The 13,116-nt window shown below is 62.0% G+C and carries 12 protein-coding genes; 6 read left to right on the top strand and 6 right to left on the bottom strand.

Going from position 1 to position 13,116, the window contains the following annotated elements; genetic code table 11:
- Nucleotides 1–102: 102 nt before the first annotated feature.
- Nucleotides 103–1,536: a transglycosylase SLT domain-containing protein gene (locus tag THIDRDRAFT_RS16575; protein ID WP_007042040.1), complete on the top strand. Its 1,434-nt coding sequence runs from the start codon at nt 103–105 to the stop codon at nt 1,534–1,536.
- Nucleotides 1,537–1,708: 172 nt separating this feature from the next.
- Here THIDRDRAFT_RS16575 and THIDRDRAFT_RS16570 read toward each other — a convergent pair whose 3' ends face one another.
- Nucleotides 1,709–2,248 (bottom strand): cytochrome b, encoded by a 540-nt coding sequence (locus tag THIDRDRAFT_RS16570; protein WP_007042039.1) that lies wholly within the window; start codon nt 2,246–2,248, stop codon nt 1,709–1,711.
- A 95-nt stretch (nt 2,249–2,343) separates the two neighbouring features.
- Complete coding sequence (locus tag THIDRDRAFT_RS16565) at nt 2,344–3,408, bottom strand: extracellular catalytic domain type 1 short-chain-length polyhydroxyalkanoate depolymerase (RefSeq protein WP_007042038.1); 1,065 nt, start codon at nt 3,406–3,408, stop codon at nt 2,344–2,346.
- 275 nt (nt 3,409–3,683) lie between these two features.
- On the opposite strand from THIDRDRAFT_RS16565, the gene moaA reads away from it, so the two are divergent.
- From moaA to THIDRDRAFT_RS25730, 4 genes are all read left to right on the top strand, one after another.
- Nucleotides 3,684–4,706: a GTP 3',8-cyclase MoaA gene (gene moaA / locus THIDRDRAFT_RS16560; protein WP_007042037.1), complete on the top strand. Its 1,023-nt coding sequence runs from the start codon at nt 3,684–3,686 to the stop codon at nt 4,704–4,706.
- 168 nt (nt 4,707–4,874) lie between these two features.
- Complete coding sequence (folE, locus tag THIDRDRAFT_RS16555; RefSeq protein ID WP_007042036.1) at nt 4,875–5,513, top strand: GTP cyclohydrolase I FolE; 639 nt, start codon at nt 4,875–4,877, stop codon at nt 5,511–5,513.
- Between the two features lie 155 nt (nt 5,514–5,668).
- The gene (locus tag THIDRDRAFT_RS16550) at nt 5,669–6,148 is read left to right on the top strand and encodes a GGDEF domain-containing protein (protein ID WP_007042035.1); all 480 of its coding nucleotides are present in this window, start codon (nt 5,669–5,671) and stop codon (nt 6,146–6,148) included.
- Complete coding sequence (locus THIDRDRAFT_RS25730) at nt 6,145–6,297, top strand: hypothetical protein (protein WP_159105426.1); 153 nt, start codon at nt 6,145–6,147, stop codon at nt 6,295–6,297. Before THIDRDRAFT_RS16550 ends, THIDRDRAFT_RS25730 begins: the two co-directional genes overlap by 4 nt.
- 89 nt (nt 6,298–6,386) lie before the next feature.
- Here THIDRDRAFT_RS25730 and ilvC read toward each other — a convergent pair whose 3' ends face one another.
- From ilvC to THIDRDRAFT_RS16530, 4 genes are all read right to left on the bottom strand, one after another.
- The gene (gene ilvC, locus THIDRDRAFT_RS16545) at nt 6,387–7,403 is read right to left on the bottom strand and encodes a ketol-acid reductoisomerase (protein WP_173364696.1); all 1,017 of its coding nucleotides are present in this window, start codon (nt 7,401–7,403) and stop codon (nt 6,387–6,389) included.
- Nucleotides 7,404–7,523: 120 nt separating this feature from the next.
- Nucleotides 7,524–8,015: an acetolactate synthase small subunit gene (gene ilvN, locus THIDRDRAFT_RS16540; protein ID WP_007042032.1), complete on the bottom strand. Its 492-nt coding sequence runs from the start codon at nt 8,013–8,015 to the stop codon at nt 7,524–7,526.
- 39 nt (nt 8,016–8,054) lie between these two features.
- Nucleotides 8,055–9,785 carry an acetolactate synthase 3 large subunit gene (locus tag THIDRDRAFT_RS16535; protein ID WP_007042031.1) on the bottom strand — a complete coding sequence of 577 codons (1,731 nt, stop codon included), beginning with the start codon at nt 9,783–9,785 and terminating at the stop codon, nt 8,055–8,057.
- 296 nt (nt 9,786–10,081) lie between these two features.
- Nucleotides 10,082–11,152 carry a PilZ domain-containing protein gene (locus tag THIDRDRAFT_RS16530; protein WP_007042030.1) on the bottom strand — a complete coding sequence of 357 codons (1,071 nt, stop codon included), beginning with the start codon at nt 11,150–11,152 and terminating at the stop codon, nt 10,082–10,084.
- 219 nt (nt 11,153–11,371) lie between these two features.
- On the opposite strand from THIDRDRAFT_RS16530, the gene THIDRDRAFT_RS16525 reads away from it, so the two are divergent.
- Nucleotides 11,372–13,108, top strand: a complete 1,737-nt coding sequence (locus THIDRDRAFT_RS16525; RefSeq protein ID WP_007042029.1) for a proline--tRNA ligase — start codon at nt 11,372–11,374, stop codon at nt 13,106–13,108.
- The last annotated feature ends 8 nt before the right edge of the window (nt 13,109–13,116 follow it).

Genomic DNA, 13,116 nt, shown 5'->3' with positions numbered 1-13,116 from the left:
CGGCAAACCTGGAATTAGGCCGCCCCTTTGCGTATGATGGCACGCGTAAAATCATAATACTCGCTTAAACAGGTAGTTACATAATTTCAAGTCGGGGTTACCATGACTGAAGCCAGCCTTGTCGGACGCGTAGCCTGCGCGCTGGCTGTCCTTGCCCTGCCCCTGATGCTGGGCTGCGCGAACCGAACGGATGTCTCAACGATCGAACAACCTTACGGCAGTTACGCCGGCACCGTTTCGGCTCGCGAATACGGATTCGTCAAGCCCGCTCGCGACGTCTCCGTTTCCGGACGCGCCAAGTTGGCCCAGGGAGGCAGCAAAGGGGATCTCTGGTCACGGGTTCGAGCAGGGATGCAGCTCAACCTCCACGCGAACGCTCGCATCGACAGCACGCTGGAGCGATTCAGACGCGATCCGCGCTATCTCGAAAAGCTCTCCAAACGCGCCTCGCCCTATCTGCCTCAGATCGTCGCCGAAATCGAGCGCCGCGGGTTCCCGATGGAACTCGCCCTTCTGCCGCATGTGGAAAGCCGCTACAACCCCGCAGCAACCTCACCCAAGGCCGCTGGTGGCATGTGGCAGTTCATGCCCTACACGGCGCGGGAGATGGGCCTGAGACTGGATAGAGGTTATGACGAGCGTCGTGACGTCGTCGCATCGACGCGTGCCGCGCTGAAATATCTCGAGCAGCTCAGCCGTCGCTTCGATGGAGACTGGGAACTGGCGATGGCCGCCTACAACTGCGGCCCGGGACGCGTCGAATCGGCGATCGCCGCCAACCGCCGCAAGGGCAAGCCCACCGATTTCTGGTCGCTCGACCTGCCCGCCGAAACCAAGAATTACGTCCCGAAGATCCTCGCAGACGCACGACTGGTCGCCGAGGCCCGCAAATATGGCCAGCACCTGCCGAGCATCCCCGACCGGCCGGGCATGGAGGTCATCCGCAGTCGCGAGCCCATGGATCTGGTCAAGGTGGCAACCGCTAGCGGGGTCGATCTCGCCGTACTGCGTCAGCTCAACCCAGCCCTCAAGATCAAGAGCGGTCAATCGATACGTCAGCTGATGGTTCCCGCCGGGATGGGATCCAAGATCAGCGCCAAGTCCTCGAAGATCGACGTCATACCGGTGGTGACCGGCTCCATGTCCTCGCGAGTCGCGGTCCGAGTCCATCAGCGCCAACCGAGCTTCGTCGACGAATCCATGCTCGACAGCAAGGATCACGTCGTGCGTAACGGCGAGACACTGGCCTCGGTCGCCTTGCGACACGGACTGGATCTCAAGACCCTGGCCGACCGGAACGGCATGTCGGTTCGCGACCCGCTACTGCCCGGACAGACCCTGAGCATCCCAACCCAGAAGCGGACCTCCGCCGTGCTCACCCATCGCGTGCGCAAGGGCGACTCCATCTCGGCCATCGCCCGTCGCTACGGGGTGACGACCGCCGATATCCGCCGCTGGAACCCGGTCGTGGAGAAACGCTTCAACCCGGGTGATACGGTACGCATCTATCGCCGCACCGCGAACGGATCCAGCTAATCCGACCGAGCGATCGCTTGACGAAAACGCCGAGAGTGGCGCGTCTTCGTCAAGCGATCCATCGGCCTCACTCCCTTCTCTCGACGGCGCATCGGCGCTCGCCTCGCACCGCCTCCAGACATCCGTACGCTGTCGCGGCAACGGACTCCACAGACCCCATCGCCGCAACGGCCTACCAAGGCAACATGCGCCGAAGCCCGTTGTCCTTCAGAACATACTGATGCCAAAGCGCCGCGACCACGTGCAGCGCGATCAGCGCATAGAGGAAGAGTTCCATCGGCTCGCCATGGAAAACGTTCTCCATGAGCTCGTGCAGAGCGTGCATCTCACCCGTGATAGACGGAATCTGAGCGCCGAAGAAATCAGCCGCATAGCCCTTCGAGGCGACACGCAAATAACCAAAGATGGGAACCAGCAAGGTTGCGAGGTTGAGCAGAACGTGGGCCGCATTGGCCGCGAACTGGCTCCACTTAGGCGCATCCAGCATCGCCGGCGGAGGGACGATCTTGCGCCAGCCGATCCGGGCGATGGTCACCAGAAAGACCAGGATACCGAGCGACATGTGAAGTCGGAGCCAGAACAGCTCGGACGCCTCGGGCGCTGCCTCCCGCAGACTGTTGGTGACGAAGAGGCCCAATAGAAGCAGGGCCACTAGCCAGTGAAACCCCTGTGCGACCAGGCCATAACGCGCGACCTTAATATCTTGACTCACGGACGAATACCTCATGTTGAGTATCAGGAAACCGTGATTCTTACATGGGATTGTGCAAAACACTATTTGGCCCGACTCGATTCCCCGGCGCGCGATCAACCGCCCTTGGGGTGCTCAAGAAAGAATCGCAGGATCTCGCGCGAGGCGTCCGGTCCTCGCGGCTCGGTAAAGGCGTGCAGGGCGCTGCCGCCCGACCAGCCGTGACCGGCGCCATGGATCGACCAGCGTTCGGCGCAACGACGACCAGCAGGATCGGCGTAGACCCAGTGGCTATACGCGTAGCCGCCAGGCACGCGCCCCTGCTCCGCCGGCCGTTCATCGGGGCCGCCGACGACGAAACCGGCCTGCGCGATCAAACGCGCGGCGTTGTTCGGATGCACCGTTGCGTCCGCGTCGCCCTGGAACAGGATCATGGGCACGGGCTCGCCCCCCAAGCCCTGGCTTGCATCCACCGCCGGCGCACCCTGATGCATGACGACCAATGCGGACATGAGATCGCGTGCCGCACCATGGGCCACCCCCGAATGAACGCCCGCTGCCGCAAAGAGGTTCGGATAGAGCGCAGCCAGGGTCGCCGCCATGGCCCCGCCGGCCGAAAAGCCCGCGACATAGACCCTGCGCCTATCGATCGGATGGGTGGAGAGAATCTGGCGAACCAGGCCGGCAATGATTCCCGGCTCCCCCTGATCGATCGATTGATTCGTCTCTTCGAACCAACCCCAACAGCGGTTGGAATTGGCCGCAACGGACTGCGCCGGGCACAGCAGATACACACCCTGCTCCAAAGCCAGCGCCTGCATTCGGGTCGATGCCACGAAATCATCGGGATCCTGCGTACATCCATGAAGCATGAGCAACAGTGGACGCGGAGCCTCTGCCCGCGAGTCGGGCGGAGGCGCAAAAAGCCGATAGTCGCGCGCACCCGATGCGTTCGCGAAGGTCCCGGACGACCAACCCGAAGATTCGGGCGATGCCGGCGCGCGCGCATCCTGAACGACCTCGAACTCGCCATCGATCACTGAACCCGAAGCGTCGCCAGGCTCGGGAGTGGACGAATCCTTGCTCAGTGCACGTCCGATAAGCGCGGTCGCCTCGGCAATCTGACCGGCTCGAGTCAACCGAGCGGCCTCCTGCATCGCGGCCTTCCAGGAATCTTTCATGGGAACGCGTCCGATTGATACGGCGATCGCTCGCCGCCCGCCAGAAATCCCGAGCCCAAGCCCGAGGACGAAACGGCAGGCTAGAGCATGGCCTTCACCGGGTCAACGAGAGCCCCAATCGACGCAGCGCAGAGCCAACCGAGCGAGCCGGACAAAACCACCCTTTCCTCGGGTTGCTGCCGACCTCAAGTCCTGCGAGAGTAAACGGCCCTGAACGACACCGAATAGAAGCATGATCGGCCATCCGAGCCGACGGGACGAGGAGCGCCGAGCACATGAGCCCATCCACCCGAAAGAGCATCGATGCGGGAGGCGAGCTGACCGACCGCTTCGGCCGGCGCATTCACTACGTCCGTCTATCCATCACGGATCGATGCGATCTGCGTTGCGTCTATTGCATGTCCGAGAACATGAGATTCCTGCCGCGCAACCAATTGCTCACACTCGAAGAGATGGCACGACTCGGCCGCTGTTTCAGCGAACTCGGCGTCACTCGCATCCGCATTACCGGCGGCGAGCCCCTGGTCCGCCGCAACGCCACCTGGCTCTTCGAGCGACTCGGCGAAACCCCGGGGATCCGCGACCTGGCACTGACCACCAACGGAAGCCAGCTTCGCCAGCACGCCCAGGCGCTGAAGAACGCCGGGGTCAAACGCATCAACATCAGCCTGGATTCGCTCAAGCCCGAGCGCTTCAGACGCATTACCCGGCTCGGAGACATCGACAAGACACTGGACGGAATCGAAGCGGCTATCCGCTGCGGATTCGAGCGTATCAAGCTCAACAGCGTCATCCTCAAGAACCGCAACCACGACGAGATTCTCGACCTCACCCGCTTCGCCATCGACCAGGGCATCGATCTGAGCTTCATCGAGGAGATGCCCCTCGGCGTTATCGCCGATCATGACCGGGCCGAGGCCTACTATCCGAGCGATGCGATCCGCCTCGATCTGGAACGGGCATTCGAGCTGCTGCCTACAACCGAAACCACCGGCGGTCCGTCCAAGTATTACCGCATCGCCGGGACCGAGACCCGGGTCGGCTTCATCTCGCCCCACAGCCATAATTTCTGCGGCGACTGCAATCGCGTCCGTGTGACCGCCGAGGGACGGCTTCTGCTCTGTCTGGGACAAGAGCACTCGGTCGACCTCCGACGCGCGCTACGGGCCAACCCCTGCGACGATGCGCCGGTCAAACAGACCATCGTCTCCGCGATGGACCTGAAACCGCGCGGCCACGACTTCAACCTCTCCGGTCAACCCCTTGTGTTACGCCACATGAACGCCACCGGCGGATGAGCGAAAACCGACCCAACCCAATCCGACCCGCCTTGCCGATTCGTAGTGTCAGGTCCGATTCCCTTTTGCGGAATTGCCCCAATTTTTGCATTCGAGCACTCAACGGAAGCCGTTCGGGGACGGACAAGGCCGCCCCGTAGCGAGCGCAAAGGATATCGAGGCCATCGCATGTCAGAGAAGTCCAAGCTGTCTCAGGTACTGGCACACAGCCATTACGCAACCAGTTTCGAACCCGAGTCCAACGAGGAGGTCTACGACCCACTGAAAGAGGATCTGGTCCGGCGCATGCTCGTCGAAATCGGCGAGGACGCGGATCGCGAGGGACTGAAACGCACACCCTTACGGGTCGCGAAGGCGATGGACTTCCTGACCAGCGGCTACGGCCTGTCCGCCGAGGACATCATCAAGGGAGCCGTCTTCGCCGAAGACGTCAAACAGATGGTCGTGGTGCGGGACATCGAGTTCTATTCCATGTGCGAGCACCACATGCTGCCCTTCTTCGGGCACGCCCACGTCGGCTATCTGCCCAACGGGAAGGTCGTCGGACTGAGCAAGATCGCACGCGTGGTCGACGTCTTCGCCCGCCGACTGCAGGTCCAGGAACGCCTGACCAATCAGGTCGCCGACGCCCTGATGGAGCATCTCGGAGCGCACGGCGTCGCGGTCGTCTTGGAGGCCAGCCACACCTGCATGATGATGCGCGGAGTGCAGAAACAGCGCAGCACGACGGTCTCGAGCGCCATGCGAGGCGCCTTCGACGAGGACCCCCGCACCCGCGCCGAATTCATGTCCTTCATCAAGGCTTGATCGTTATCATCGACGGCACCTTTGCGAGAGGAAGAATCTCATTATCCTATCGGTTTTTTCATATACTCTGTCAGATGCCCACCGATGCGACAATAGTTGAACCTGGGCCGATGCCGAACACATAACGACACGCCGTCCACGATGATGAGGACAAGATGGTTGGACCGAATTCCCCCAATCCCGACAGCATGCAGGCCGAACCGCCCGATTCGCAGCGCGACAACCGCTCAACGAGGAACCTGACACCTCGCCGCACACCAAGCGCCAGCGATTACGATGTACAGACCGGCCTCATCAACCGCAAGGCCTTTTTCGATCGCTTGACCGATGCCATCAGGTATCACCGCAGCCATCGCGGCTCGTTCGCCCTGCTCCTGCTGAAAATGGACGATCTGGAGTCCATCTGTGAGCGTTACGGCAACGGCGTCGCGGAACAGGTCATCGGCAAGTACGCCGAACAACTCCGCACCGGGGTGCGCAGCACCGACACGGTCGCACGGATCGGAGACGACCAGTTCGCCGTCATTCTGGAAGGGATCATGGAGCCGCCGAAGGCCCAGGGTGTCGCCGACCGGCTCACCAAGCGCCTCGCCAAAAACCCATCATGGCGAAGGGAGCTCTGCTGCAGGTCTTGAACGATATGGGTTACGCCCTCTATCCGCAAGAGGGCATCGAGGCCCAAGCGATCTTCGAGCGCGCCACCCAGGCCATGCAGGACTCGCGCGGTCAACGCACGCCGAACCCCCAGCGGCGGCCCGCCCGACGCCTCACGCGCGTCGCCTGACCCTGCCCCCTCCTGAAAACGCAAATGGCCGCGCAAGGCGGCCATTCGGATGCTCGGAGCGCCGACCAGAGCCGGCGCAACCGGTGCGATCAGTTGCGGGTCTTGTCGACCAGCTTCTTCTCGCGAATCCAAGGCATCATCTCGCGCAGGCGCTCACCGACCTCTTCGATCTGGTGCTCAGCACCAAGACGACGCATGGCCTTCATGGAGGCGGCACCAGCCTGATTCTCCAGGATGAATTCCTTGGCGAACTGACCGGACTGGATCTCGCCCAGGACGCGCTTCATCTCGGCCTTGGTCTCGCCGGTGATGACGCGCGGACCGCGGGTCAGATCGCCGTACTCGGCGGTGTTGGAGATGGAATAGCGCATGTTGGCGATGCCGCCCTCGTAGATGAGGTCGACGATCAGCTTCACTTCGTGCAGACACTCGAAGTAAGCCATCTCGGGCGCATAACCGGCCTCGACCAGGGTCTCGAAACCGGCCTGGATCAGGGAGGTCAGACCGCCGCAGAGCACCACCTGCTCGCCGAAGAGGTCGGTCTCGCACTCCTCGCGGAAGCTGGTCTCGATGATGCCGGCGCGGCCACCACCATTGGCCGAGGCATAGGCCATGGCGATGTCGCGCGCCTGGCCGCTGGCATCCTGGTAGACGGCGATCAGGCTCGGCACGCCGCCACCCTGGGTGTAGGTGGAACGCACCAGGTGACCAGGCCCCTTGGGCGCGATCATGATGACGTCGAGATCCTCTCGCGGAGCGATCTGGCCGAAGTGGACGTTGAAGCCGTGGGCGAAGGCGAGAGCGGCGCCCTGCTTGATGTTGGGAGCCACCTGATCGCGGTAGAGCGCGCCCTGATGCTCGTCAGGGGCCAGAATCATGACGACGTCGGCCTCGGCGACCGCCTCTTCGATCGACTTGACGGTGAGACCGGCATTGGTCGCCTTGACCGCTGACGTGGAGCCGGGACGCAGACCGACCGTGACGGAGACGCCGGAGTCCTTGAGGTTGTTGGCGTGGGCATGGCCCTGCGAGCCGTAACCGATGATGGTCACCTTCTTCCCTTGGATCAGGGAGAGATCGGCGTCTTTGTCGTAATACACGTTAATGGTCATTTGCTGGATCCCATTGGAATGAAACGATCCGCATGCATCGATGCCATTGCCCAATGCCCGTTGACATACCACGGGAGCGGGTCGGACCTTTGCGTCTGCGGACGATGGATATGTTTAGAGGACGAGTCCCTTCTCGCCCCGCGCGATGCCGGTCGGCCCGGAGCGAACCACCTCGATGATCGCCCCGCCGGGCAGCGTATCGATGAAGGCATCGAGTTTCCTGGAGGCACCGGTCAGCTCGATCACGTAGCTGGTATCCGTCACATCGATGATCTTGGCACGGAAGATGTCTGTAAGGCGCTTGAGTTCCTCGCGGTCCTCGCGCTCGGCACGCACCTTGACCATCATCATCTCGCGCTCGATGTGAGGCCCCTCGGACAGGTCGAGCAGTTTCACCGTATCGATCAGCTTGTTCAACTGCTTCTTGATCTGCTCGACGATCTCGTCGTTCCCGGTCGTCACCAGCGTCATGCGGGACAGGGTGGGATCGTCGGTAGGCGCGACGGTTAGAGATTCGATGTTGTAGCCACGGGCCGAGAAAAGCCCGGCGACGCGCGAGAGCGCACCGGCTTCGTTCTCAAGCAACACGGCAATGATGTGTCTCATTGGCTCAGATCTCGTATTCGGTCTATGTGGGGATGACGCTCAGGACAACTCGCGGTCGGACAGGCCAGGCGACAACTGCATCTCGTGATGCCCCTTGCCCGCGACGATCATGGGATAGACGTTTTCCGTCGGATCGACCAAGACGTCCATAAACACGAAACGATCCTTCATGGCGAAGGCATCGCGCATAGCGCCCTCGAGATCGCCCGGGCGTTCGACCCGCATCCCAACATGCCCGAAGCTCTCGGCGAGCTTCACGAAATCCGGCAGGGCGTCCACGTAGGACTGAGAGTAGCGGCTCTCGTAGAAGAGCTCCTGCCACTGACGGACCATGCCCATGTAGCCATTGTTGAGCAGTACCACCTTGATCGGCAGCGAATACTGCAGACAGGTCGCAAGCTCCTGGATGCACATGAGAATGCTGGCATCGCCCGAAATGCAGGCGACCTGCGCCTCAGGATGGGCGAGCTGGGCCCCGATCGCCGCCGGCAATCCGAATCCCATGGTGCCCAGACCGCCGGAATTGATCCAGCGGCGCGGCTCGTCGAAGGGATAGAACTGGGCCGCGAACATCTGGTGCTGACCCACGTCGGAGGCCAGATAGAGTTCGCCCTGAGTCACCTTGTAGAGCGTCTCGACCGCGAACTGCGGCTTGATGGCCGCCGCCGGATCCTGGTCATAACGAAGGCACTCGACACGCCGCCATTCGGCGATCTTGGCCCACCAGTCAGCGAGCTGGGAGGCCCTCTGACTCGTGGCTTGCTCCTGATACAGGCGCAACATATCGGCCAACACGCTCGCCACCTGCCCCACGATGGGCACGTCCACCTTGACGTTCTTGGAGATCGATGAGGGATCCACGTCGATGTGGACGATCTTTGCGTGCGGACAGAAATGCTCGATCTTGCCGGTGACTCGATCGTCGAAGCGCGCACCGACGGCAATCAGCACATCGGTCTCGTGCATCGCCATGTTGGCCTCATAGGTGCCGTGCATGCCGAGCATGCCGAGGAACTGCGTGTCCGTTCCCGGAACGGCCCCCAACCCCATGAGCGTACTGGTGACGGGGAATCCTGTCGCCTGGACCAAGGCTCTCAGCTCGGCCGATCCCTCTCCCAGCACCACGCCACCGCCGGTATAGAAGATCGGGCGCTTCGCCTCGAGCATGAGATCCACCGCCCGCCGGATCTGCCCAAGATGCCCGCGCTCGACCGGACTATAGGAGCGCAGCTTGACGTCCTTGGGATAGGTGTAGGGCACCTTGACGTTGGGATCCGTCACATCCTTGGGGATATCGACTACCACCGGACCCGGACGGCCCGTGGTCGCGATATAAAAGGCCTTGCGGATGGTCTCCGCCAGATCGCGCACATCCTTGACCAGGAAGTTGTGCTTCACGCAGGGACGCGTGATGCCGACGGTATCGACCTCCTGGAAGGCGTCGCTACCGATGAAGGGCGTCGGCACCTGGCCGGTGAGCACCACCATGGGGACGGAATCCATATAGGCAGTCGCAATGCCGGTGACGGCATTGGTCGCGCCCGGCCCCGAGGTGACCAGACAGACGCCGCACTTGCCGGTCGAGCGCGCGTAGCCGTCGGCCGCATGCGCCGCCGCCTGCTCGTGCCGGACGAGGATATGTTTGACCCCACCCTTATTGAACAGGGCATCGTAGATGTGAAGGACCGAACCACCCGGGTAGCCGAAGACGTATTCGACCCCTTCGTCCAGCAGCGCTTGGACGACGATCTCGCCCCCGCTCAACTCCATGCCAGCCGCCGTCACATTCGCCCCATCTGGTTCCGCTCCAGTCAGTGCCACCTTTCGCGACCTCCGATCAGCCTCCCCCTCGGCGACTTCTTCGGCTCATGCCTCCAACACACCACGAGCGGCCCAGCCGGTGATCGGCGAGGCCCGTAAGACGGCGGAGGAAGAGTCGGTTTTTCCGGTCGAGGAGGAGCTTGGAAAAACATTGAAAAAGAGTCCGAATTTACCGCGATCGCAACCGAGGGTCAAGCGCCACCAGGCGACCTACGAACGTCCAGCCCCACGGAGACCACAGGATTTCAGGTGATCCGGCCGCCTTTCAGGAGCGCCTTGCGGTCGGAAGACTTCCCATAGGACAGGTCGTGCACGTCCTGAAGCATCTCCAACTCGGCCCAAGCATCGGGCGGCCAACCGCCGGGCAATCCTTGATCCCCCAAGGTCAAATCCCGAAACAGAGACTCGAACATCTCGACGTCACCCCAACCGACGATGAGGTGGTTCAACGCCTCCGGATAATCGGCTTCGAGGGTGCTCAAGGCATTGCTTTGCAGCGAAAAGCGCGCTCGGTCCGCAACCGTGGGATGCGCAAAAGGCGTCGCCTTCAGCCAGTCCGGCGCCGCCTCCGACGTCAGGGAGCTTTCGCGCTCCGCAGGAAGCTGTTCGAGCAACATCTTGACGCTGGCCCTGAGCGCCTTTATTGGATGCTCGAAACCAAGCAGCAAGGTATAGAGCTCGGCCCACTCGAAACCTTTGGCGTGAGATTTCTCCACCTGGATCACGCGTGCCCGAAGTCGGATACCTGGCAGATTCTTGGTTCCCACGATCGATAGACTGATGCTCTGATTGGGCTCGTAGGCATCGAACACGGTCAGTGAATGCCGCCCCCTGGCAATCTGCTTGAGCATACCGCGTAGGTTATCGGCATCGTTCACCTCGACCTCGAGTTCGCGGACGAGATCTATCGTATCCGAGCCCTCGGTCGACTGACGACCGTTGCGCAGCAATTTGAGCAGCTTCACCAGACGCGACTGACTGCGGGGAGAGAGACTGACGAACCGAACCGCGACCTCATAGTGGCGACCGTCGTCGAGCGGCGTTGCGCGCAGCATCCTCCCCTCGATCGTGATGTTGTCGCCCTGCTTCCAGGGATAAACGAGTCGTATATTGCCCGCGACCTTGGGGAGAGGACCCGGAATCCGCAGCAAGGCCCCACCCCAGGAAATATCCTCGTTCACTCCCGTGATCGAGCCTTCCTGTCCTGGAAGCGTGACCTTGACCGGGATCCGTACCTCGATTCGCGCCTGCGTACGCCGATCTGGGGCGACCTCACCCGACTCCGAATGGTTCATAGTGCGAATACTCTGTTGCATGATGGCGTGGTGTCCTTGATCCAGATGCCTCATCGCGTTTCAACCAATGCGTGTACCTTAACCGCATCCAAAATTTCAAGTATTTTCTAAAAAAGCCCTCTTCGGGTCGAACCCGCCGACCCGACCCGAGCGTCACAGGGACTGGCAGAGGTCAGAGAGTTGTGTCCATCTGCGTTGGACAATAGACTCTCGCGTTTTCCCCGATCGACGGCCGTCGCCATGCGCACCTCTCAGTTTCCTCTACAGACCATCAAAGAAACCCCTGCGGACGCCGAAATCGCCAGCCACCGGCTTATGCTGCGCGCGGGCATGATCCGCAAGCTAGCAGCCGGGCTCTACACCTGGCTACCTCTGGGCCTGCGTGTCCTGCGCAAGGTCGAGCGCATCGTGCGCGAAGAGATGGACCGGGCGGGCGGGCTCGAGGTCGCCATGCCTGCGGTCCAACCAGCTGAATTATGGCAAGAATCCGGGCGCTGGGAGAAATATGGACCGGAACTGCTGCGTCTGCGCGACCGCCACCAACGCGAATTCTGTTTCGGCCCGACGCACGAAGAGATCATTACCGACTTGGCGCGTAACGAACTGAGAAGTTATAAGCAACTCCCGGTTAACTTCTATCAGATCCAGACCAAATTCCGCGACGAGATCCGCCCGCGCTTTGGCGTCATGCGCGCACGCGAGTTCCTCATGAAGGACGCCTATTCCTTCCATCTGGATGAGGCATCCCTGTCCGAAACCTACCGCAAGATGCACGAGACCTACTGTCGCATCTTCAGCCGTTGCGGACTCGATTTCCGCCCGGTGCAGGCGGACACGGGCAGCATCGGCGGCAACGCCTCGCACGAATTCCACGTACTCGCAACCTCGGGCGAAGATGCCATCGCCTTCTCGACCGAGAGCGATTATGCCGCCAACGTCGAGCTGGCCGAGGCCGTGGCCCTCGCGAACGCCTTGCCCGCAGCAAACGAAGAGGCTCGCCTGGTCGATACACCCAAGGCCCGAACCATCGCCGATCTGGTCGAGCAATTCCAACAGCCGATCGAGCACACGGTCAAGACGCTGGTGGTCGCAGCCTCGGAGGCTATCGACGCCGATCTGATCGCCCTACTGGTGCGAGGCGACCACGAACTCAACCCGATCAAGGCCGAAAAGCTGCCCCAGGTCGCCTCGCCCCTGCGCATGGCCACCGAAGAGGAGATCCGTGCCGCGATCGGAGCCGGACCAGGCTCGCTCGGACCCAAGGATCTGACCATTCCCTGCATCGCCGATCGCACTGTCGCCGTCACCGCCGACTTCAGCGCCGGAGCCAACCAGGACGGCAAGCACTGGTTCGGCCTCAATTGGGGACGCGATCTGCCATTGCCAGAGATCGCCGATCTGCGCAACGTCGTCGAAGGCGACCCCAGCCCCGACGGCAAGGGAACCCTGACCATCGCGCGCGGCATCGAGGTGGGACACATCTTCCAACTCGGTCGCACATACAGCGAGGCACTGAATGCCACGGTACTGGGCGAGGACGGCAAGGCCACCACACTGACCATGGGCTGCTACGGCATCGGCGTCTCGCGCGTCGTCGCCGCCGCCATCGAACAGCATCACGACGAGCGCGGTATCTGCTGGCCCGCCCCGATCGCCCCCTTCGAGGTTGCGCTGCTGCCGATGAAGCTCGGCAAATCCTATCGGGTGCGCGAGGCGACCGAGCAACTCTACGCCGATCTCCAGGCGGCCGGCATCGAGGTCCTTCTCGACGACCGCGATGCGCGCCCGGGCTTCATGTTCGCGGATATGGAACTCATCGGCATCCCGCACCGGGTCGTTGTCGGCGACAAAGGGCTGGACGATGGCGTCATCGAATATAAAGGCCGCACCGATGCCGAAATGCAGCTCATCCCCATCGCCGAGATCGTCGATTTCCTCAAGGAACGCCTGAAGGCCGCGTACAACACCGCCGCCTGAGACGAGCT

Origin of the sequence: Thiorhodococcus drewsii AZ1, assembly GCF_000224065.1 — a bacterium.
In the GTDB taxonomy this organism is placed as follows: domain Bacteria; phylum Pseudomonadota; class Gammaproteobacteria; order Chromatiales; family Chromatiaceae; genus Imhoffiella; species Imhoffiella drewsii.
Note: the sequence above shows the minus strand (reverse complement) of the source record. Positions and strands in the feature narration are given on the sequence as shown.

Bases quoted from the DNA above. Each gene is read 5' to 3' on its own strand.
- THIDRDRAFT_RS16575 (WP_007042040.1), top strand. From the start codon at position 103: ATGACTGAAGCCAGCCTTGTCGGACGCGTAGCCTGCGCGCTGGCTGTC.
- THIDRDRAFT_RS16525 (WP_007042029.1), top strand. From the start codon at position 11,372: ATGCGCACCTCTCAGTTTCCTCTACAGACCATCAAAGAAACCCCTGCG.
- THIDRDRAFT_RS16535 (WP_007042031.1), bottom strand. From the start codon at position 9,785: ATGGAGTTGAGCGGGGGCGAGATCGTCGTCCAAGCGCTGCTGGACGAA.
- folE (WP_007042036.1), top strand. From the start codon at position 4,875: ATGTCAGAGAAGTCCAAGCTGTCTCAGGTACTGGCACACAGCCATTAC.
- THIDRDRAFT_RS16530 (WP_007042030.1), bottom strand. From the start codon at position 11,152: ATGCAACAGAGTATTCGCACTATGAACCATTCGGAGTCGGGTGAGGTC.
- moaA (WP_007042037.1), top strand. From the start codon at position 3,684: ATGAGCCCATCCACCCGAAAGAGCATCGATGCGGGAGGCGAGCTGACC.
- THIDRDRAFT_RS16565 (WP_007042038.1), bottom strand. From the start codon at position 3,408: ATGAAAGATTCCTGGAAGGCCGCGATGCAGGAGGCCGCTCGGTTGACT.
- ilvN (WP_007042032.1), bottom strand. From the start codon at position 8,015: ATGAGACACATCATTGCCGTGTTGCTTGAGAACGAAGCCGGTGCGCTC.
- THIDRDRAFT_RS16550 (WP_007042035.1), top strand. From the start codon at position 5,669: ATGGTTGGACCGAATTCCCCCAATCCCGACAGCATGCAGGCCGAACCG.